12 protein-coding genes, 2 tRNA genes, 3 rRNA genes and 1 CRISPR repeat array are annotated in these 21,056 nt (G+C 52.0%); all 17 genes read left to right on the top strand.

Annotated elements, in window-relative coordinates; all coding sequences use genetic code 11:
- Positions 1–34: 34 nt before the first annotated feature.
- The 17 genes from ACK2JC_RS03265 (at position 35) to ACK2JC_RS03185 (ending at position 21,052) form a co-directional block, all read left to right on the top strand.
- Positions 35–1,306 (top strand): IS110 family transposase, encoded by a 1,272-nt coding sequence (locus ACK2JC_RS03265; protein ID WP_022512864.1) that lies wholly within the window; start codon positions 35–37, stop codon positions 1,304–1,306.
- A complete protein-coding gene (locus tag ACK2JC_RS03260) occupies positions 1,299–2,150 on the top strand; it encodes a DUF6602 domain-containing protein (RefSeq protein WP_411338508.1) in 852 nt (283 codons plus the stop codon). Before ACK2JC_RS03265 ends, ACK2JC_RS03260 begins: the two co-directional genes overlap by 8 nt.
- Positions 2,151–2,153: 3 nt before the next feature.
- A complete protein-coding gene (locus tag ACK2JC_RS03255; protein ID WP_276953469.1) occupies positions 2,154–3,692 on the top strand; it encodes a Cas10/Cmr2 second palm domain-containing protein in 1,539 nt (512 codons plus the stop codon).
- A complete protein-coding gene (locus ACK2JC_RS03250) occupies positions 3,689–5,212 on the top strand; it encodes an RAMP superfamily CRISPR-associated protein (protein WP_368272255.1) in 1,524 nt (507 codons plus the stop codon). Before ACK2JC_RS03255 ends, ACK2JC_RS03250 begins: the two co-directional genes overlap by 4 nt.
- An 11-nt stretch (positions 5,213–5,223) precedes the next feature.
- A complete protein-coding gene (locus ACK2JC_RS03245; protein WP_368272254.1) occupies positions 5,224–5,886 on the top strand; it encodes a hypothetical protein in 663 nt (220 codons plus the stop codon).
- Entirely contained in the window at positions 5,867–7,342 is a 1,476-nt protein-coding gene (locus ACK2JC_RS03240; protein ID WP_320937795.1) for an RAMP superfamily CRISPR-associated protein, read from the top strand. The genes ACK2JC_RS03245 and ACK2JC_RS03240 overlap by 20 nt, the downstream gene beginning before the upstream one ends.
- Complete coding sequence (gene csx19, locus ACK2JC_RS03235) at positions 7,299–7,877, top strand: CRISPR-associated protein Csx19 (protein WP_092368552.1); 579 nt, start codon at positions 7,299–7,301, stop codon at positions 7,875–7,877. Before ACK2JC_RS03240 ends, csx19 begins: the two co-directional genes overlap by 44 nt.
- Positions 7,877–9,778: a TIGR03986 family CRISPR-associated RAMP protein gene (locus ACK2JC_RS03230; protein ID WP_320937794.1), complete on the top strand. Its 1,902-nt coding sequence runs from the start codon at positions 7,877–7,879 to the stop codon at positions 9,776–9,778. Before csx19 ends, ACK2JC_RS03230 begins: the two co-directional genes overlap by 1 nt.
- A 149-nt stretch (positions 9,779–9,927) precedes the next feature.
- Positions 9,928–10,904: a CRISPR direct-repeat array (repeat unit 33 nt; unit sequence GTCACAGCCTGCGAAGGCTGTGTGGATTGAAAT).
- Between the two features lie 196 nt (positions 10,905–11,100).
- Complete coding sequence (locus tag ACK2JC_RS03225) at positions 11,101–11,958, top strand: tyrosine-type recombinase/integrase (RefSeq protein ID WP_320937793.1); 858 nt, start codon at positions 11,101–11,103, stop codon at positions 11,956–11,958.
- Positions 11,959–12,230: 272 nt separating this feature from the next.
- The gene (locus ACK2JC_RS03220; protein ID WP_320937792.1) at positions 12,231–13,238 is read left to right on the top strand and encodes a GGDEF domain-containing protein; all 1,008 of its coding nucleotides are present in this window, start codon (positions 12,231–12,233) and stop codon (positions 13,236–13,238) included.
- A gap of 86 nt (positions 13,239–13,324) precedes the next feature.
- A complete protein-coding gene (locus ACK2JC_RS03215; RefSeq protein ID WP_302328069.1) occupies positions 13,325–14,002 on the top strand; it encodes a response regulator transcription factor in 678 nt (225 codons plus the stop codon).
- Positions 14,002–15,528 (top strand): HAMP domain-containing sensor histidine kinase, encoded by a 1,527-nt coding sequence (locus ACK2JC_RS03210; RefSeq protein WP_320937791.1) that lies wholly within the window; start codon positions 14,002–14,004, stop codon positions 15,526–15,528. Before ACK2JC_RS03215 ends, ACK2JC_RS03210 begins: the two co-directional genes overlap by 1 nt.
- 473 nt (positions 15,529–16,001) lie before the next feature.
- A 16S ribosomal RNA gene (locus ACK2JC_RS03205) occupies positions 16,002–17,532 on the top strand.
- Between the two features lie 66 nt (positions 17,533–17,598).
- A 5S ribosomal RNA gene (gene rrf / locus ACK2JC_RS03200) occupies positions 17,599–17,716 on the top strand.
- Between the two features lie 6 nt (positions 17,717–17,722).
- Positions 17,723–17,795: transfer RNA gene (locus ACK2JC_RS03195), tRNA-Ala, on the top strand.
- A 201-nt stretch (positions 17,796–17,996) separates the two neighbouring features.
- A 23S ribosomal RNA gene (locus ACK2JC_RS03190) occupies positions 17,997–20,886 on the top strand.
- Together the 16S, 23S and 5S rRNA genes with 2 tRNA genes alongside form the textbook arrangement of a ribosomal RNA operon.
- A 91-nt stretch (positions 20,887–20,977) precedes the next feature.
- A tRNA-Pro gene (locus tag ACK2JC_RS03185) sits at positions 20,978–21,052 on the top strand.
- Positions 21,053–21,056: the final 4 nt, after the last annotated feature.

Below are 21,056 nucleotides of genomic sequence, written 5' to 3'. Positions count from 1 at the left end.
TGTTGCTATTCCTTTTTATAAGGTGGTGATACTTATGATGAAGTTAAAATACCCCATCTGCTGTGGGCTTGACGTCCACAAAAATGTTATCGTTGCAACCATCGTAATCACTAACAGGGACGGAGTATCCGAATACAGGCAAAAATCCTTTTCAACCATCAACTCGGATATTCAAAAGTTTCACAACTGGCTTATCGAGAATAATTGTTATCACGTTTGTATGGAATCCACAGGAAAGTATTGGATTCCTATTTTTAATTATCTCGAAAAGGACATAGAGGTCTGCCTTACACATCCCAAATATGTCAAAGCTATCAAAGGCAAGAAAACGGACAAAAAGGATTCAAAATGGATTGCCGACCTCTACAAATTTGACCTTGTCAGATGTTCCTTTATCCCTCCCAAGGATTTCCGCCAGCTCCGGGAACTTGCCAGATACCGCTTTAAGCTGGTCTGCATGAAATCCTCTGAGAAGAACCGCATCCAGAACTGTATGACCGTTTCCAATGTCGGCATTGCCAGCGTGCTTTCTGACCCTTTCGGCAAAACAGCAACCGAAATCATGTCTTATCTGCTGGAGCATACCGCTGATTCCATTGACGAAAAGGCTGTCCGAAAACTGATAAAAAAAGGGGCCAAAGCCAAGTCTGATGAAATCATCGAAGCAATCAGAGGCTGCAACATTGAAACAGACCAGGCAAAAAAACTGGAACTGGCCCTTGGCCATCTGGAATATCTTGACGGTATGATTACCCAGACCGAAGTGGAACTCTATGTCCGTATCAAACCTTATTATGAGTTTGTGGAATTTGTCAGCACCATGCCCGGCATGACAGAGTTAAGTTCCACCATTGTTCTCGCAGAAACAGGCGTTGACATGAACATTTTTGATGATGCCAAACACCTCTGTTCCTGGTGTGGACTTTCTCCTTCCAACAATGAATCCGCAGGTAAGAAAAAATCTGTCCGAATTGCCAAAGCAGGCGCTTACTTGAAACCGATGATGGTACAGTGTGCCCTTGCCGCAATCAAAAACAAAAAGCAGCCTTATTTTGCAATCAAATATGGGCGAATCAAAAAGCGTCGTGGCCATAAGAAAGCAATCATTGCCATCGCAAGAATGATGATGGTCTGTATTTACCATATGGTCTCGGAAAAGAAACCTTTTACCCCTGCTGACTATGAGGAATTGATGAAGCCTCAAAACCATGTAGAGCGTGTTGTTCTGAATGAAAACAATGTTTTTGCCTATCTTGAAAGTCTTGGTTACGATAGTTCTAAGTTAGTGAAGCGCAACGATAACTAATCTTTATTCTATTGTCAAACAATCGCAAAATCAGGGGTTTTATGAACCCTTATATAAGTGCGCCCCAAAATCCACTTTATTTTTCACTCTTGACTCCTATGGGAATATCTCACGTGAGGTGGACCTGGCGGTGTATGATGAAATGTATACGCCTTACATCTTTAATTATGGGGAGATCAAGTTTATTCCCATCGAGGCGGTGGCGGTGGTGGTGCAGTGTAAGAGCGGGGTTAATGATACGGCAACTACGGAAAATGTGATAGAGTGGGTCAATACAGTTAAAGCGCTAAAGACTTCAATGGACTCTGTTACAAGGAACATTACGGATTTGGTAGACAATTATGACCGAAGCCTGCACAGCAAAATTCTTACCCAGACATCAACACGCCCAATCACGATATTGTGCGCGACGGAAATGGGCAGATCAATGCGGACGAAATTGCTGAACGAATTTGACATACTTTTGTTCGTGGAGGACATCGGCACTGGCAAAGACGGAAAGAAAAAGGCAAGGCTGGTAAAACAGATTCCTGGTGAGGAGAAGAATTTTATCCAGTGGAATGATGAGCTGAACCATTCTATGCACAGTGACCGGGAGAAAGAAGAAGCGGAATATATGATGGGAAGGAAGAAGGATGCGTTAAACTCCATAGAGTCCCTAAAGAGGCGCAACCTCACCCAACTCCGCGTCACAAACCATCAAGAAGAGGAGAAAACCATCCTGTCCCTCACCTTCCAGCTCAACCAGCTTCTAATGTTCCTCAACAACCCCATGCTGTTCCCGCACAGAGCCTACGCAAGGATGTTTACGAAAAACCTGGGCGGAAAAATACAGGAGGATTAAACCGTGAGTCAATATATTCTTGCAAAATACGATGTGAGTGGAATTCAGAGCTACATTTTCGCCTCAAGGCAGCTGCGGGAAAATGTGGGCGCATCCCAAAACGTCGGGCGGATTCTGAAGGAAACCCTCCCCGACGTACTGACGGAGTGGGCAGCCGCCAGCCCGGATACCGTGAGGACCAACTGGGACAACCCTAAAAACTGGGAATTTTCCCTGCCCCAAACCAAGGAGCTTCAGGCAGAAATTTTATACATCGGTGGCGGAAACGCCTTCGTCGTTTACCGCGAAGAAACTGCCTACAATCAGGTAAGCAGACTGTTCGCCATGAAAATGATGGAACAATGCCAGGGCGTGACCGTGCTTTCCGCCCATGTGGAAGCAAACCCGGACAATTTCCCCGGCGACTTGAAGCGCTTAAACCAGGAAATGGCCCAAATAAAGCGCCGTCTGCGCCATCCCCAGCCCTTGTCCTCCTATGCGGTTGTGGAACAGGACGGATTCGACGGCAGCCCGGTCACTCACCTGGAAATCCGTGGGGAAGCAAGCACAAAACTATCCGAATTGCGGTATGAAAAGCGCAGAGACAGCCTGTCCAACGGCGCAAAGACCCAGCCCGGGCGGTACGCCCTGGAGATGGAAGATTTGGCGGAACAAAAAGGAGAAAACAGCTATATCGCGGTGATTCACATCGACGGCAACAACATGGGGGAGCTGGTTCAAAAACTCATGGATCAAAACCCCACCTACGAGACGGCAGTTCCGGCCATGCGGCAGCTTTCCGCCGGAATCGCACAGCGGAACCGCCAGGCCAGCGAGGCCATGGAAACGGCCTTTGCATCCATATTTGACAGGGAAACGCTCCCCCTGCGCCCGCTGATCATGGACGGGGACGACATGACATTTCTCTGCTGCTGCAAGGCCGGAATCGGTGCCGCGGTTGCCTGTCTGCGAAGGCTGCTTCAGCTCTCGGATCAGAAGCTGCCGCTCTCGGCCTGCGCCGGCATCGCATTTGTCCACAATCATTTCCCCTTCAGCATCGCCTACGATGCTGCGGAGGCATGCTGTTCCAGGGCGAAAAACCGCTGGTACCAGGAGAAAGACGACAAAACGGCATACCTGGATTTTCAGGTGGTTCAGGGCGCATTTGTCAAGGGACTCAAAGACGAAGCGCAGCTGGAAACACTTAGAGTCCGCCCATTCCGCGTTGCGGAAAAAGTGGACCTGCGGTCCGAGGATTCCATCGACCGTCTGCGCCAGACCCTGGGGCGGATGGCACCCGACGGCGGGATACAGGGGCAGTGGCCCATGACCAGGCTGCGCCGTCTGTATCAGGCGTACCGTCTGGGCCAGGATCATGTGGATTTGCTGAAAAAAGAATACGCCTCCCGGGGTTACACTGTCTCGCAGCTGACAGGAGAGCGTACAGGGGTCACCGGCCGGAAGGACGGCGGCATCTTTGACGCGCTGGAAACGCTGGACTTTTACGACGGGAACATTTGGCGCGGCTTTTGGGAAGCAGTTGATAAGGAGGACGCTCTATGAAATGCTGGTGGCTTGAAATTACATTGAAAAGCGATCTGTGCGCGGCGACAGGGGACAGCGAGCAGGCAGTCACAAATATGAAAACGGCGCTGGAACACGGCCTGCCCATCATCCCCGCCAAGCGGCTGAAGGGCTGTCTGTTAAATGAAGGAAAGGAAATCGTTTCAAACGGCTTTGCAGCGCAGAGCGAACTGGCCGACCTGTTCGGCCGCCCCGGTGCCTCCCATCCCGCCCGTCTCCATATCGGAGATGCGCATATTTACCGCATTCCCGGTTTCCTGTTGGGGAAGGAGCGTGCGGACGGCGACGTGGTGCTCGAGAACTACGAGAAAGAGCTGAGGGAGCTGATCCGCCATCCAGAACTCGGTGAAGATTTTGCGGAGCGGCTCCTCACCAGGCTGCGGACCCGCACCGCCATTGACAAGGTGCTAAAAACTGCGCAGAAAACTACCCTGCGAACCATGCAGGTCGTCCCGCGAGGGATCGTATTCCGCAGCTTGTTGGAGCTTTCGGACGCCCAGGGCCAGACGCCGCCGCAGCTGCTGAAATGGTGCGTAAAGGCGCTGCGCCATGTGGGACTGGGCATCACGAGAGGCTATGGGGAGGTGTCCTGCACCCTCGCAGAGTACGTACCGCATGAGCAGGACGCTGCGAAGAACAGTAGGATTCCCAAGGATTTTCCAGGCGAAAATGCTATGGAATACGAGATCGAGCTGCAGAATCCGGTGCTGTTTTCCGGCAGCAGAGGGCTGTATGAGGATTGCTGCGACTATATTCCTGGCTCCGCGATTATGGGCGCGCTGGCCGCCATGTACATAGCCGACCATGGGCTGGGCGCGGACGCCCACCGGGACGAGGTATTTTCCAGAATCTTCCTCCGGGATGGAGTGTGCTTCGGAAATGGTTTCCTGAAAGCCGTCGTGGGCGGACAGGACAGAACCTTTTACCCGGCTCCGGCCTTCCTGGCGTTGGAAAAGCGGGGGGAGGGCCGGCTGATCAACCGCCTGAACGGGGACGATGAGAAAAAGCGGAGAAAAGAACTCTCCGGCCAGACGGCATTTGACTGGGAAGACAGTAAGGTTTATCTGGCCGATGTGGAAAAGGAGGTCAGGCTGCACCACCAGCGTCCAAAGAACAGGGGCATCGGGCACGCGGTCAACGACCTCATCCAGGCCGGTGCGGTGGACATGGGACAATTCTTCTCCTACATGTGCATTTCCGGGGGACAGCGTTTCTCCGGTGTGATCCGGGGAAATGCCGGAGATTTGCAGGCCCTTGCCGCCTGCCTGGAGAAACGCAGCTGGACCCTGAGGCTGGGCCGCTCCCGCACCGCGGAGTATGGAAACGCCAGAATACGCCTGTTCCCGGCAGAGAGCGGACAGCAGGAGGCCAGGTCCGGCCAGTGGCGCTGTGGCTGTTGTCTCCCATGGTTTTCGTCGGTGAGAGCGGTCAGAAAGAGGCGTCAGAACAAGATAAATACAACGTATGCTCCGATAATAGCGGTCAGGGACGGACATTAGAAGAAAAGCATTTGAAAAAGCAGCTGGAAAACCGTCTGAGCTGTCCGGTGGAGATCACAGATGCAATTTTAAAATACACCAGAATCGGCGGCTACAACGGCAAATGGAACCTCCCCCTGCCCCAATATACGGCGCTGGCGCCCGGTTCCGTCATTTGTATCGAGGTGGAGCAAAACCTCTGCGCCGCCCAGCTGGAATCCGAATTCTGGGGAGATATGACCGGCAGAGGCAACGGTCAGGTAAAGGCATTGTCCTGGGACGATGTCACAAATTCCATGAAGAACTGCCAAAAGGCGGCAGCGGACGGTACGAGCGCTGTGGAGAAGGGCGATCCGGCGGCCTCTGGCATATTGGTTTTGGAGCTGGAAGCATACCAGGAGCGGGAAAAAGAGCGGGAGATGCAGCGCCGGGAGGCAATGAGCACCCAGGCAGCGCTGCCCAGTGCGGTGACAATCGAGCAGCTGATTGCGCTGATGGAGGAACATGAGGACTATTCCTACACGGAGCTTAAAGAACAAATCGATCATATACGGGATGAGCAAAAAAAGAACAGGGCGCAGGAATTTTTGCGGCCCTGTGAGGGAAAGGCGCACGAGTTTATTTATTTCTATTTGCTGAACAGCAAATGGAGCGCGAGAAGGGAGGCGGCAGGTAATGGAAAACAAGGAAAATAGAATCCGCGCGCGGATTATGGTTGACATCGACGGATACCTGGACGCTCCTCTGCTGGTCGCTTCCGGCGAAGACGAGAAGGCGGATATAGACCAGCTGCTGACTGCGGACGGGATTCCATTTATACCGGGAAGCTCCATGGCCGGAGTGCTCAGGTCCTATCTGGAACAGGCGGCAGGGCTGCGCGAGGCGGAAGTGCTGTTCGGAACCCTGGGCTGGGCGCAGCGCCCCGGTGAGAATCGGGACAAGGACGGCAAAACCCTTGAATTTCAGAGCCGGATTCTGATATACGATACATGTTTGGAGAACAGCGATCCGGCCCGGCGGGATGGCGTCCGGCTGAACGAGGGAAAAACCTCCGATGAGAATATGAAGTTTGACATGCAGGCCGTGGAAACGGGGGCTGACTGCCGAATCCGGTTGGAAATCATTATAAGGGAAAGTCAGGTGACGGACACTCTGGACGCTGCCATCGACCAGGATCTGGCCAGAGTGAAATACTGCGTCAGCGGTTTAAAACGTGGAAGTCTGCGTTTGGGAGCCAGGAAAAACAGAGGATTTGGAAAGTTGGAGGTGCGCGGGGTGCATTACCGGACATTCAGGATGGAGAACCGCGATGATTTCCAGGCGTGGCTGGACTGGAGCTGGGACCAGGCGGACGCCTTTGACGGCAGTGAGGAGTGGGACGCAGAAGCGCTTCTGGTGGAAAGGCCGGAGGGAGAGCACTGCATGCAGATTCCCCTCACCCTCAGCGGCACCCTTCTGATCCGCAGCTATGCAAGCCCCAGGTGGGGCAAAGAATCCGGTTCAGAACCGGACCGGGACATGAGCGCGGATTGCGGGCAGCTTACGCTCAAAGACGGCGCCGCCGTGATTCCGGGGAGCACCTGGGCCGGCGCGGTCCGCAGCTACATTGCGGATTTGGCGAGGCAGATCGGAGGCTTTGGAAGCTGGGAAGATGCGCAAAAGGCGCTGGAACCATTCTGGGGAACCTGGAGCACAGGCAGGACCCGCAATGCGCTGCGCGCCTCCCGTCTCGTGTTCGAGGAGACGAAGATTTCCGGGGGCCACAGTCTGCCGGTGTACAGAACCGCAGTGGACCGTTTCACCGGAGGGGCCGCCAGGGGAGCGCTGTTCGGTGAAACGCTGTGGGCCGGGGGGAACGTGCGGCTCACCATCCGCTGGCAGGAGCAGGGATTGGACGAACTGGAAAAGAAGGCGCTGCCCGGCATGCTTTTGTGGGCGGCTCAGGGGCTTGGCAGCGGTCTGTTGACTGTAGGCGGAGAAAGCGGAGTTGGCAGAGGGATATTTGAAGCGGCAAAGAGCGTGCTTCTGGACGGAGAGCCTGTGGAGAAAGAGGAAGCATATTTGCAGGCGGCGGCTCGCTGGTGCAGACGGCAGAAGGAGGTACAGGATGGGCAAAATACGGCAGATCACGTCCACATGCGTGCGCGATGAGGCGGAATTGACACAGGAGCAGATTGAGGAAATCGTGAGGGAGGAATTTCCGGGGGAAGCCAGGCTTTACCTGGAAATGGACGATCAGGTCCTTCTGGGCCGGTATGACCGGGGAACCTGGCAGGTCCGCACAGACGGCCAGGGGATTCAGAACGCTTTTCCGTGGGAAAATGTGCAGAAAATGATCATATTCGACGAGGAACAGGAGCTCAGGCTGGTTCGCCGCGGTCTGCATTTTTGCGGAAGGCTGCGCCGCGACGAGGCCTGCGGCAGCCCGGTGTATGTGATGGACGAGGAACAGAAAATGTGGGGAGAAGGGCAGAGGGCCGACGAGGCGTGGAGCATGCTTAAGTCAAGCCGGGGCGCTTCGATCTGGGTACCGGAAGTGCTGGGAAGAGACGGCGGAGCGATGGGCCTGCGGGTCCGCAAATACTTTGAATTCCCGGATGCAACGGAAAAACGCGGTCTGGTGTCGCAGATAGACGAACGGCTGTTAGGCTTCTGCCCGTGGCCGGATAACAGGGGGTGTGTATAGTGGAATATTTTACAAATCCATACAATTTTGTGCCGTTTACGGGAACCTGCCAGCGGGAGCCGCTGAACCTGGGGCCCCAGGAGTGCATGACCGGCTACTTTGAATGCGAGCTGGAGCTTCTGACCCCGCTGTTCATTCCCAACACCTCCAACAAATATGCCCTGTGCAGCGAGGAGGAGCGGAATAAAAAATATACCGGATACGAGTTCTGTTCCTACGAAGACCTCTCCGGGAACATCCAGCCGGGAAAGACCGGCCCCAAAGACCCGGTGATCCCCGGGAGCGAAATCAGGGGGGCGGTGCGGAGCGTGTATGAGGCGGCGTTTGGGGGATGTGCGTCTACGATGCGGGTGGATACCGTTGTGGGACAGGAGGTTCCTAAGAAAACATATCCGGGGGTTTTGGTGAGAGAAGCAGAAAACAAATGCTGCTTCATACCATGTAAACGTGCAACGTTTAATGAGAGGCGGTATTTTAGAGAGGGGCAGGAAATCTGGGTCAAACTGGAAAAATCGTATCACGATCAGAATGGCACATCATTTTTTTATATGAGTGTGAAGGATTATCAGATGCCGGATGGAAGAAACAAACCTTCTGATTATTATCGGGGGTGGATTCACAATAAGAAATCGTCTGGTAAAAAATATCCATATAAGTATGTATTTTATTGCGCGGATGAAAAGGCGAAAGAGCTGATTCAGAGAGAAGAATATGAGGTATTTGAGCAGGTCGTCAAGAGCTGCCGGGATGAAGCTGCGCAGCCTGGATTTTCAAAAAGCAATAGCTGTATTCCAGTCTATTATGCCGAGGAAAAGAATAAACCCAGATACCTGTCTCCGGCCTTTCTGGAACGAAACTGTTATCAGAAAACATTAGAAGCGATCCTGAAAGAGAACGGAGGTTTTCAACCCTGTGTCTCTGCTATGCAGATATGTCCGTCTTGCAAGGTGTTTGGGATGGTTTCCCGAGAGGCGGGAAATACAGGCTCAGTCAGTACCAGAGTGCGTTTTTCGGATGCCCGGCTAGATGAAGATATGGGGAAAGAAGATAATGTAAACTATTATGGTGATTACATGATACTGCCCGAGGTTGGGGCGCCGCATCCAGATACAGTCGAGTTCTATACGGAATCGCCCTACGAGGATAATGAAAAGAAATACTGGAAAACAGAAGGATACTGGACATATGACCATATACGTGTCAAAATGGACCCAAATGAATACCTTAGATTGCTTCCGCCATCACTACCTAAATTGAGGGGGCGTAAATTCTATTGGCACCATGATGGATGGAAAAAACTGGATAAAGATGAACTGTTGGACAACCAGCTTAAGCAGCGGATACGTCCTCTTCTTCCGGGGAAGGAGACAGGAAGGAAGCGAACATTTCATTTTCGGGTGTATTTTGATAAGCTAAATCAGAAAGAACTGGGACAGTTGCGGTGGTCGTTGGATTTTATGGATGAAGTCTGCGCCCATAAGATCGGAAGGGGAAAGCCTTATGGCCTGGGCAGCGTGCGGATAAAAATCCGCGATTTGGAAATTCGTGAGGTTGACGGAGATACAGGAACGGTGAAACTGGTGAGAAAAACTTATCAAGATTTGGGGATGGATATAGCGACGGAATGCGAGCCGGTAAAAACATTGAAAATAATGGCCTATGCAGAACCTCTCCGCCACGATGTCAGTTATCCGCAGGTGGAGGGAGACGAAAAGGAGTCATTTATTTGGTTTAACAATAACAAAAAAAATGAAGACTCAAAAAATCAGCAACCAGCATTCTCAAAAATACTTCCAAAGCCAGAGGAGGAACTGGATACAAATAATAGTTCTGGAAAGCGTCTGGATACGAAAAAGGCAACCCCAAAAGCATACCACCGTGCGAACCCCAAGCGCACATAAAAACCCCAGGACATTCGCACCGAGATTAGGAGGAGAAAGAGGCGGAAAAAGAGGAGAAAGTGTGAAGAGGGGTTGATTTGTTGGAGGGAATGTGTAGAATATGAGATAAGAGTATCGAGATTTGTGAGGAAAAATTGGTGAGATTTGCTGTCACAGCCTGCGAAGGCTGTGTGGATTGAAATCAAACATACCAATGCTTGCGACTGGTGGCTTTACGTCACAGCCTGCGAAGGCTGTGTGGATTGAAATGACGCTGGCATGTCTACGCTTACCAAGGCTGTGGTCACAGCCTGCGAAGGCTGTGTGGATTGAAATCATTCTCAATCGGTGCCGTGGTGGATACCAGTAATGTCACAGCCTGCGAAGGCTGTGTGGATTGAAATACGGTTTGAGGATCAGGGCCGGTATCATGACGCTGGGTCACAGCCTGCGAAGGCTGTGTGGATTGAAATTCCTCATATCCCGGTACTCGTCGAGCAGCTTCCGGGTCACAGCCTGCGAAGGCTGTGTGGATTGAAATTCGGCAAGGATGCCTATGCCACAACCAGCATTGAGGTCACAGCCTGCGAAGGCTGTGTGGATTGAAATAGTGAAAGATCGTGGAGTCATTACTAGGGATTTCAGTCACAGCCTGCGAAGGCTGTGTGGATTGAAATGTCAGAAGATCATCAGCCGTTATGGTTATATCACGTCACAGCCTGCGAAGGCTGTGTGGATTGAAATGGCCCTTCCATATGGGCCGGAAAGCGGGGAAACTGAGTCACAGCCTGCGAAGGCTGTGTGGATTGAAATATCTGCCATTCACGGCCTCCTTAATTTTGTTGAGTCACAGCCTGCGAAGGCTGTGTGGATTGAAATGATAACCTTTTTCTTGTACTGCTCATTCAAGTAGTCACAGCCTGCGAAGGCTGTGTGGATTGAAATAACCTTAAATCAAATTCCCGGTTGTTGTGTACCGGTCACAGCCTGCGAAGGCTGTGTGGATTGAAATGGCTCTCTTGCACTCAATGTAGATTCCTGGTAGGCGTCACAGCCTGCGAAGGCTGTGTGGATTGAAATACTTCTGTAAGATCGACTTCTCCAAGTCACTGTAGTCACAGCCTGCGAAGGCTGTGTAGATTGGAATCCACAGGCGGTCGGCTAATTTATTAGCCGATGACTCACAGCCTCCGCCTTTACTCCCCCTCCATCCACCTTCTACCCAAAACCCTCCCCTCACCCCCAAACACCCCCAACATTTCACCAAAAATTTCCCCTCATCAGGATACTTCCTCCCAAAATCCGGTACAATAAACACTAGACCGGAAAAGGAGGAACAGAAAATGAAAGACTCAAACAACCATTGCACAATCGATCTCCAAACCCTATCCCAATACCAACAACACCTCTACGAACAGGAAAAATCCCACCCCACAATCCAATCGTACCTGCGCAGCCTCAAGGCATTCGCAGCCTTTTTAGACGGCCGTCCATACACCAAAGAAACTGCGATCCGCTGGAAGGAAACCTTAACTTGCCGCTATGCCCCCAACACCGTCAACGCCATGCTGGCCGCGGTCAACGGCTTTGCTGAATTTTCGGGCTGTCCGCAATTCAAAGTAAAGCCCCTGAAAATTCAGCGCGAGCTGTTCATCCGCCCCGAGCGGGAGTTGACACGGTCCGAGTACGGCCGCCTGGTAAACGCAGCCGACCGCAGCGGGAACCGCCGTTTATCCCTGGTGCTTCAGACCATCTGTGCCACCGGAATCCGGGTATCCGAACTGCGCTTTATCACCGCGGAGGCAGTGGAAAAGGGATATGCGCAGGTGGACTGCAAAGGCAAACGGCGCACCGTTTTCCTGCCGGAAAAGCTGCGCCGTCTGATTGGAATCTATATAAAGAAACAAAAAAAGACCGCCGGAGCGGTATTTATAACCCGCAGCGGACGGCCACTTGACCGGAGCAATATCTGGCGGGACATGAAAGCGCTGTGTGAGCGCGCCGGGGTTGAACCGGGCAAGGTATTCCCACACAATCTGCGCCACCTGTTCGCGCGCACTTACTATATGTTGGAAAAAGACTTATCCCGCCTGGCCGATATTCTGGGGCATACCAATGTCTCAACCACGCGGATCTACACTGCGGAGAGCGGAACAGTCCACGCACGCCAGATGGAGCGCATGGGACTTGTGATCACATAATTTCCCTTTTGTTGTAATCCGGATACGCGTTCGAACAAAATTACATACCCAGTATACTACACCAAAAGTCATTTTACAACCAAAACAGACGCAGGTGGGACGGGAGGGCGCAAAGACAAGACCGGTGGTTTTGCCAGCAGCAAACCGGTCTCTGTTTGTGTTATTAGTGGATTGTCCGGACGGGAGGCGGTGGAAACGCCGCCTGATTTACAACAAAAGGGAAATTTTGTTGTAATCCCTGTCCGCGGAGCAGGGAAAGGGTGGGATCATTTATGGAAGCGCAGGAGTTTTGCCGTTTCGTTTGGCACATATATCTGGAGAAAAAGGATTACCAGGCACTGGAGAACCTGTTGGCTCCGGATCTGTCCGTGATTGGAACGGGCGCCCATGAACTCTGCCGGAACCGGGAACAGGCCTTGCGTAAGCTGACGGAGGAAGAGCCGCTTTGGGACGGGCATTTTTCCATCACCAGCCAGTGGTACCAGACTACGCCCCTTGGGGAGGAAACATTTCTGGTCATCGGTGAACTGACCCTCCGCCAGATATCATCCCAGCCGTTGGCGTACAATGCCGGGTTCCGCTTTTCCATGGTGGTGCGCCGCGCGCCGGAGGGCTGGCAGCTGGTCCACATACACCGCTCCGTACCCGATCCGGAGCAGATGAAGGGGGAGCCTTACCCGCGTATCCTGATTCAGCAGAGCAACCGGAAGCTGGAGGAACTGCTGGAAATCCGCAGACAGGAACTGGAAAATGCCAACCGGGAGGCCCTTTACTACGCCCGATACGATTATCTCACCGATCTGATGAACCGTCCGTTTCTGGAATCGGAGGTCCAGGCCCTGATGAAGAAAAAACCATACGGAGCCATGATGATGATGGATGTGGATGATTTTAAACAGGTAAACGACCGGAACGGCCATCCCTTTGGAGATCAGGTGCTGAGTCTGCTGGCCGAGAGCCTCAAAGCTTCCTTTACCGGCTGCCTCAGCGGCCGGATCGGCGGGGACGAATTTCTGGTCTACACCGGAGGGGATGAGCCGGAGATGGAAGATTTTCTGGAAATGGCGCGGGCGTTTTGCAGGGACTGGGACTGCCGGCAGAAACGTCTGGGTCTGAGCCGCCGTATCAGCATCTGTATGGGAATTGCCCTGTATCCACAACACGGAGATAACTATGAGAGCCTGTGGCAGAACGCTGATAAGGCCCTCTACATTTCCAAGCGCAGCGGAAAATCCGCTATCGCCGTCGCGGACGGCCGCAGCCCGCAGGAGGACCTGTGAAATCTCTGTGAAATGGTAGAAATGTGCATGTCTTTTTGCTAAAATGTTATTAAACAGGTAAGAATGAGTGCAAGGAGGCATTGTGCATGGAATCATTGAAGATACTGGTGGTGGACGACGAAGCCAGAATGCGGAAGCTGGTAAAGGATTTTTTGACCAATAAAGGATTTCAGGTAATAGAAGCAGGAGACGGGGAAGAGGCCGTGGACATTTTCTTTGCGGACAAGGACATCGCTCTGGTGCTTCTGGACGTGATGATGCCGAAAATGGACGGCTGGGAGGTGTTAAAGACAATCCGCAAATACTCCCAGGTTCCGGTGATTATGCTCACCGCCCGCAGCGAGGAGCGGGACGAACTCCAGGGTTTTTCCCTGGGGGTGGACGAGTACATTTCCAAACCCTTCAGCCCCAAGATTCTGGTGGCCCGGGTGGACGCGATTCTGCGGCGGAGCAATATGGTCTCCACCGATACCCTGAACGTGGGCGGAATCTGCATTGACAAGGCGGCCCACCAGGTGACCATTGACGGCAGTGAAATTGAGCTGAGCTACAAGGAATTTGAGCTGCTCACCTACTTTGTGGAGAATCAGGGCCTGGCTCTGTCCCGCGAAAAGATTTTAAATAATGTATGGAATTACGACTACTTCGGGGACGCCCGGACCATCGACACCCATGTCAAGAAGCTGCGCAGCAAAATGGGGGACAAGGGCGAGTACATCAAGACCATCTGGGGAATGGGCTATAAATTCGAGGTGAGCGATTGATGAAACATTCCATACGCGGACGTTTTACGATGATATTCGTAGGCCTGATGGCCGCGGTGCTGTTCACCACCTGGGCGGTGAACAGTTTCTTTTTAGAGGGATTTTACACCCGCCAGAAGCTGAAAATCCTGGAGCGCGCCTACGGTCTGATCAACCAGCTGGTGGTGGAGAAGGCCGACAACGGGGAATCCCTGACCGAGGACCTTCAGAGCCTGTACTCAGCCGACGGGGAGCAGACGGAACTCAGCCGCCTGCTCCGGCTGATGAGCGAGAAATACAACACCAACATCGCCATCGTGGACAGTATGAACGACGACGCCATGCCCTCCGCCAGGGACGCCCGTTTTTTGGCGGACCGGGTACACCAGTACATACTGGGGCGTAACAATCCCGGTACCGAGGTGTTGGTTAATCAGGATAATTATAAAATCCAGAAGAGCTACGACCGCCATTCCCAGGCCTATTATCTGGAAAGCTGGGGATTTTTCGAGGACAACCGGACCATTTTCATCATGTCCATGCCCATTGCCAGCATCCACGACAGCGTGGCGGTCTCCAACAAATTTCTGGCCTATGTGGGTCTGGCCGCCCTGGTGGCAGGCAGCGCGCTGATGTATTTTACCACCAAAAAGGTAACATCCCCCATCATGTCCCTGGCGTCCCTGTCGGCGCGTATGTCGGAGCTGGACTTCGAGGCGCGCTACGAAGGACGGTCTGAGGATGAGATCGGCGTGCTGGGCCGCAGCATGAACACTTTGTCCGAAAAGCTCAAGGAGACCATCGGGGAGTTGAAAACCGCCAACAATGAGCTACAGCGGGATATTGAGGAGAAGATCCGCATCGACGAGACGCGCAAGGATTTTATTGCAAATGTGTCCCATGAACTGAAAACCCCCATCGCGTTGATCCAGGGTTACGCCGAGGGGCTGACCGAAGGAATGGCCGAGGACCCGGACAGCCGGGATTATTACTGCGAGGTCATCATGGACGAGGCCAACAAGATGAATAAGATGGTCAAACAGCTTTTGAATCTGACCGCTCTGGAGTTTGGAAATGATCTGCCGGTGATGGAGCAGTTCGATATCACGGCGCTGATTCGCGGGATTCTCTCCTCCGCCGGGATCCTGCTCCAGCAGAAGGAGGCCACCGTGGTGTTTGATCAGGAGACTCCGGTTCTGGTGTGGGCGGATGAATTTAAAATAGAAGAAGTGATCACCAATTACCTGAACAACGCGCTGAATCACCTGGGCGGAGAGCGCCGCATTGAGATCCGTCTGGAGAATTTGGGGCAGGAAGTGAAGGTATCGGTGTTTAATACGGGAACTCCCATACCCGAGGACGAACTGGACAAGCTCTGGACAAAGTTCTATAAAGTCGATAAGGCGCACACCCGTTCCTACGGTGGAAGCGGAATCGGTTTGTCCATCGTCAAAGCCATCATGGACTCTCACAACAAGGAGTGCGGCGTGGAAAACAGGCCGGATGGAGTCTCATTCTGGTTCACAGTGGACGGCAGTTCCCATTGAGCCGGTAACCTGCTGAAATCTGCTGTATTGTCGAAAAAATACGAACTAAAGAAATAATTTAAAAAAATTGAAAAATAGTGTTGACTTTTGACGAGGGGTTTGGTATTATATCTCTTGCGCCGCTGAGAACGGCAGGCGCAAGAGAAAAAAATAAAAAAGTTGTTGACAAACTGAAAACAGCATGATAAAATATCAAAGCTGTCGACAAGAAACAACAACACAGCAAAAAAACTTTTAAAAAAGTTGTTGACAAATGCTGGCGAGTGTGCTAAGATATAAAAGTTGCCGCTAACGAAGAACAACAACAGAGAACCTTGAAAATCAAAGATTGAACAGTATGTAAAACCCTGAAAATTCTAAAGAAAAAGGTCTGGTTTAGACCTTTGGATTTGAGAAAATTCAGAACAAAACCAAGTAATGAAGGTTAAAGATAACTAGCCAAGCTAAGTAGTCTAAAACCAAGAATCAACTTTTAATTTGAGAGTTTGATCCTGGCTCAGGATGAACGCTGGCGGCGTGCCTAACACATGCAAGTCGAACGAAGCATTTCAGATGAAGTTTTCGGACGGATTCTGAGATGACTGAGTGGCGGACGGGTGAGTAACACGTGGATAACCTGCCTCACACTGGGGGACAACAGTTAGAAATGACTGCTAATACCGCATAAGCGCACAGTACCGCATGGTACAGTGTGAAAAACTCCGGTGGTGTGAGATGGATCCGCGTCTGATTAGCCAGTTGGCGGGGTAACGGCCCACCAAAGCGACGATCAGTAGCCGACCTGAGAGGGTGACCGGCCACATTGGGACTGAGACACGGCCCAAACTCCTACGGGAGGCAGCAGTGGGGAATATTGCACAATGGGCGAAAGCCTGATGCAGCGACGCCGCGTGAGTGAAGAAGTATTTCGGTATGTAAAGCTCTATCAGCAGGGAAGATAATGACGGTACCTGACTAAGAAGCCCCGGCTAACTACGTGCCAGCAGCCGCGGTAATACGTAGGGGGCAAGCGTTATCCGGATTTACTGGGTGTAAAGGGAGCGTAGACGGCATGGCAAGTCTGAAGTGAAAACCCAGGGCTCAACCCTGGGACTGCTTTGGAAACTGTCAAGCTAGAGTGCAGGAGAGGTAAGTGGAATTCCTAGTGTAGCGGTGAAATGCGTAGATATTAGGAGGAACACCAGTGGCGAAGGCGGCTTACTGGACTGTAACTGACGTTGAGGCTCGAAAGCGTGGGGAGCAAACAGGATTAGATACCCTGGTAGTCCACGCCGTAAACGATGAGTGCTAGGTGTTGGGGGGGCAAAGCCCTTCGGTGCCGTCGCAAACGCAATAAGCACTCCACCTGGGGAGTACGTTCGCAAGAATGAAACTCAAAGGAATTGACGGGGACCCGCACAAGCGGTGGAGCATGTGGTTTAATTCGAAGCAACGCGAAGAACCTTACCAAGTCTTGACATCCTCTTGACCGGCGTGTAACGGCGCCTTTCCTTCGGGACAAGAGAGACAGGTGGTGCATGGTTGTCGTCAGCTCGTGTCGTGAGATGTTGGGTTAAGTCCCGCAACGAGCGCAACCCTTATCCTTAGTAGCCAGCAGTGAGATGGGCACTCTAGGGAGACTGCCAGGGACAACCTGGAGGAAGGTGGGGATGACGTCAAATCATCATGCCCCTTATGATTTGGGCTACACACGTGCTACAATGGCGTAAACAAAGGGAAGCGACCCTGCGAAGGTGAGCAAATCTCAAAAATAACGTCCCAGTTCGGACTGTAGTCTGCAACCCGACTACACGAAGCTGGAATCGCTAGTAATCGCGAATCAGAATGTCGCGGTGAATACGTTCCCGGGTCTTGTACACACCGCCCGTCACACCATGGGAGTCAGCAACGCCCGAAGTCAGTGACCCAACCGAAAGGAGGGAGCTGCCGAAGGCGGGGCAGGTAACTGGGGTGAAGTCGTAACAAGGTAGCCGTATCGGAAGGTGCGGCTGGATCACCTCCTTTCTAAGGAAGAAGAAGTAAGGGTTTTATATACTGTTGAATCTTAGATTTACACTAAGGTTCCAAATTTCTGGTGCTGATGCGCTTGGGGGAAACACCCGTTCCCATCCCGAACACGATGGTTAAGACTCAAGCGGCCGATGGTACTATGCTGGTGGCGGCATGGGAGAGCAGGTGAGTGCCAGATCCTTTTGGGGGTGTAGCTCAGTTGGGAGAGCACCTGCCTTGCAAGCAGGGGGTCAAGAGTTCGAATCTCTCCATCTCCATTCGGAATCGTTTAACAATGATTCCAAAGACGTACCTTGAAAACCGCATATTGAATGAAAATGAATTGAATATTCTATAGAATAATTAAGACATCCGAGGGATACATCGAAAGATGTATCAAATGTAACAAACCTAAGACCAAACGATCCAACGCTATGGATTGTCGACAGAAGCCCGCACCCGCAGGTGGAAGTCATTTTGGTTAAGCTATAAAGAGCGCAGGGTGGATGCCTTGGCACTAAGAGCCGATGAAAGACGTGATAAGCTGCGAAAAGCTTCGGGGAGGAGCAAATATCCTTTGATCCGGAGATATCTGAATGGGGAAACCTGGCTGAGCAACCCTCAGTCGACGTATGGTGAATACATAGCCATACGCTGGGAACCCGGTGAACTGAAACATCTAAGTAGCCGGAGGAAGAGAAAGAAAAATCGATTCCCAAAGTAGCGGCGAGCGAAATGGGAAGAGCCCAAACCAGCGTGCGTGCACGCTGGGGTTATGGACTGCGGAAAGCTAGCTGATTCGTTAGTGGAACTGTCTGGGAAGTCAGACCAAAGAGAGTGAAAGTCTCGTACACGAAAACGATAGGCAGCGGCAGGATCCAGAGTACCACGAGACACGTGAAACCTTGTGGGAAGTCGGAGGGACCACCCTCCAAGGCTAAATACTCCTTAGTGACCGATAGCGCATAGTACTGTGAAGGAAAGGTGAAAAGGACCCCGGGAGGGGAGTGAAAAAGAACCTGAAACCCTGTGTTTACAAGCTGTGGAAGCACGTTAAGGTGCGACCGCGTACTTTTTGTAGAACGGTCCGGCGAGTTGCCGGTACTGGCAAGGTTAAGTGGTTAAGCCACGGAGCCGAAGGGAAACCAAGTCTCAAATGGGCGTAAAGTCAGTACAGGCAGACCCGAAACCGGGTGACCTATCCATGTCCAGGTTGAAGCGGAAGTAAAATTCCGTGGAGGACCGGATCCACATCCGTTGAAAAGGGTGGGAATGAGGTGTGGATAGGGGAGAAATTCCAATCGAACCCGGAGATAGCTGGTTCTCCTCGAAATAGCTTTAGGGCTAGCCTCATATTAGTCTAGCGGAGGTAGAGCACTGAATTCCTAAGGGGGCGTCAAAGCTTACCAAGGGATATCAAACTCCGAATGCCGTATAGATGATGTATGGGAGTCAGACTGCACGAGATAAGTTGGGTAGTCAAAAGGGAAAGAGCCCAGACCTACAGCTAAGGTCCCAAAGTGTGTGTTAAGTGGAAAAGGATGTGGGATTTCAGAGACAACTAGGATGTTGGCTTAGAAGCAGCCACACATTCAAAGAGTGCGTAATAGCTCACTAGTCGAGAGGTCCTGCGCCGAAAATGTCCGGGGCTAAAACACAACACCGAAGCTTAGGAATGTCGTAAGACATTGGTAGAGGAGCATTCTTAAAGGAACGAAGCAGTACCGACAAGGAGCTGTGGACTTTTAAGAAGAGAGAATGCCGGAATGAGTAGCGAGATGGAGGTGAGAATCCTCCAGGCCGAATATCCAAGGTTTCCAGAGTAAAGCTGATCTGCTCTGGGTAAGTCGGGGCCTAAGGCGAGGCTGAAAAGCGTAGTCGATGGACAACAGGTTGAAATTCCTGTACCGCGTATTATCAGAACTGTGGGGACGCAGAAGGACAACACAACCCGGGAATGGGAAGACCGGGGCAAGCGAGGTAGGAGTACGGTTGGCAAATCCGCCGTACAATCCGAAGACGTGACGCGTAGCGAACTATAAGTAGCGAAGTGTGTGATTCCGGCTGCCAAGAAAAGCCGCTATTGTGTAATACGTGCCCGTACCGTAAACCGACACAGGTAGATGAGGAGAGAATCCTAAGGCCGGCGGGAGAAGCATTGTTAAGGAACTCGGCAAAATGACCCTGTAACTTCGGGATAAAGGGTGCCAGAGAGATCTGGCCGCAGAGAATAGGCTCAAGCAACTGTTTAGCAAAAACACAGGTCTATGCAAAACCGAAAGGTGAGGTATATGGGCTGACGCCTGCCCGGTGCTGGAAGGTTAAGAGGAGAGGTTAGCGCAAGCGAAGCTTTGAATTTAAGCCCCAGTAAACGGCGGCCGTAACTATAACGGTCCTAAGGTAGCGAAATTCCTTGTCGGGTAAGTTCCGACCCGCACGAAAGGCGTAATGATTTGAGCGCTGTCTCAACAATGCACCCGGTGAAATTGAAATACCAGTGAAGATGCTGGTTACCTGCGCCAGGACGGAAAGACCCCATGGAGCTTTACTCCAGCTTGATACTGGGATTCGGTATTGCATGTACAGGATAGGTGGGAGGCTTTGAAGCAAGGACGCCAGTCTTTGTGGAGCCAATGTTGGGATACCACCCTTGCGATATTGGGTTTCTAACCTGCAGCCGTGACCCGGCTGGGGGACAATGTCAGGTGGGGAGTTTGACTGGGGCGGTCGCCTCCGAAAGGGTATCGGAGGCGCTCAAAGGTTCCCTCAGAATGGTTGGAAACCATTCGCAGAGTGCAAAGGCATAAGGGAGCTTGACTGCGAGACCGACGGGTCGAGCAGGTACGAAAGTAGGACTTAGTGATCCGGTGGTAGAAAGTGGGATTGCCATCGCTCAACGGATAAAAGCTACCCTGGGGATAACAGGCTTATCACTCCCAAGAGTTCACATCGACGGAGTGGTTTGGCACCTCGATGTCGGCTCATCGCATCCTGGGGCTGTAGCAGGTCCCAAGGGTTGGGCTGTTCGCCCATTAAAGCGGTACGCGAGCTGGGTTCAGAACGTCGTGAGACAGTTCGGTCCCTATCCGGCGCGGGCGTAGGATATTTGAGAGGAGCTGTCCTTAGTACGAGAGGACCGGGATGGACGGACCGCTGGTGTATCTGTTGGGTACCAAGCCCATGGCAGAGTAGCCAAGTCTGGACGGGATAAACGCTGAAGGCATCTAAGCGTGAAGCCCCCCTCAAGATGAGATATTCCATCGCAAAAGCGAGTAAGACCCCTTGAAGACGACGAGGTAGATAGGTTAGAGGTGGAAGTGCAGTAATGTATGGAGCTGACTAATACTAATCGGTCGAGGGCTTAACCAAAACGGTATAGGTTTTAAAACATCATTCAATATGTGGTTTTGAGGGTACGTTTAAATTGATAATTTCATAATTTATTCGTAAGCGGTGATGACGGGGTGTGGCTCAGCTTGGCTAGAGCGCCTGGTTTGGGACCAGGAGGTCGCAGGTTCGAATCCTGTCACCCCGACGAA

The sequence above is a fragment of the Enterocloster lavalensis genome (assembly GCF_046603895.1).
Classification (GTDB): domain Bacteria; phylum Bacillota; class Clostridia; order Lachnospirales; family Lachnospiraceae; genus Enterocloster; species Enterocloster lavalensis.
Note: the sequence above shows the minus strand (reverse complement) of the source record. Positions and strands in the feature narration are given on the sequence as shown.

Bases quoted from the DNA above. Each gene is read 5' to 3' on its own strand.
- ACK2JC_RS03265 (WP_022512864.1), top strand. From the start codon at position 35: ATGATGAAGTTAAAATACCCCATCTGCTGTGGGCTTGACGTCCACAAA.
- ACK2JC_RS03250 (WP_368272255.1), top strand. From the start codon at position 3,689: ATGAAATGCTGGTGGCTTGAAATTACATTGAAAAGCGATCTGTGCGCG.
- ACK2JC_RS03240 (WP_320937795.1), top strand. From the start codon at position 5,867: ATGGAAAACAAGGAAAATAGAATCCGCGCGCGGATTATGGTTGACATC.
- csx19 (WP_092368552.1), top strand. From the start codon at position 7,299: ATGGGCAAAATACGGCAGATCACGTCCACATGCGTGCGCGATGAGGCG.
- ACK2JC_RS03225 (WP_320937793.1), top strand. From the start codon at position 11,101: ATGAAAGACTCAAACAACCATTGCACAATCGATCTCCAAACCCTATCC.
- ACK2JC_RS03220 (WP_320937792.1), top strand. From the start codon at position 12,231: ATGGAAGCGCAGGAGTTTTGCCGTTTCGTTTGGCACATATATCTGGAG.
- ACK2JC_RS03215 (WP_302328069.1), top strand. From the start codon at position 13,325: ATGGAATCATTGAAGATACTGGTGGTGGACGACGAAGCCAGAATGCGG.
- ACK2JC_RS03210 (WP_320937791.1), top strand. From the start codon at position 14,002: ATGAAACATTCCATACGCGGACGTTTTACGATGATATTCGTAGGCCTG.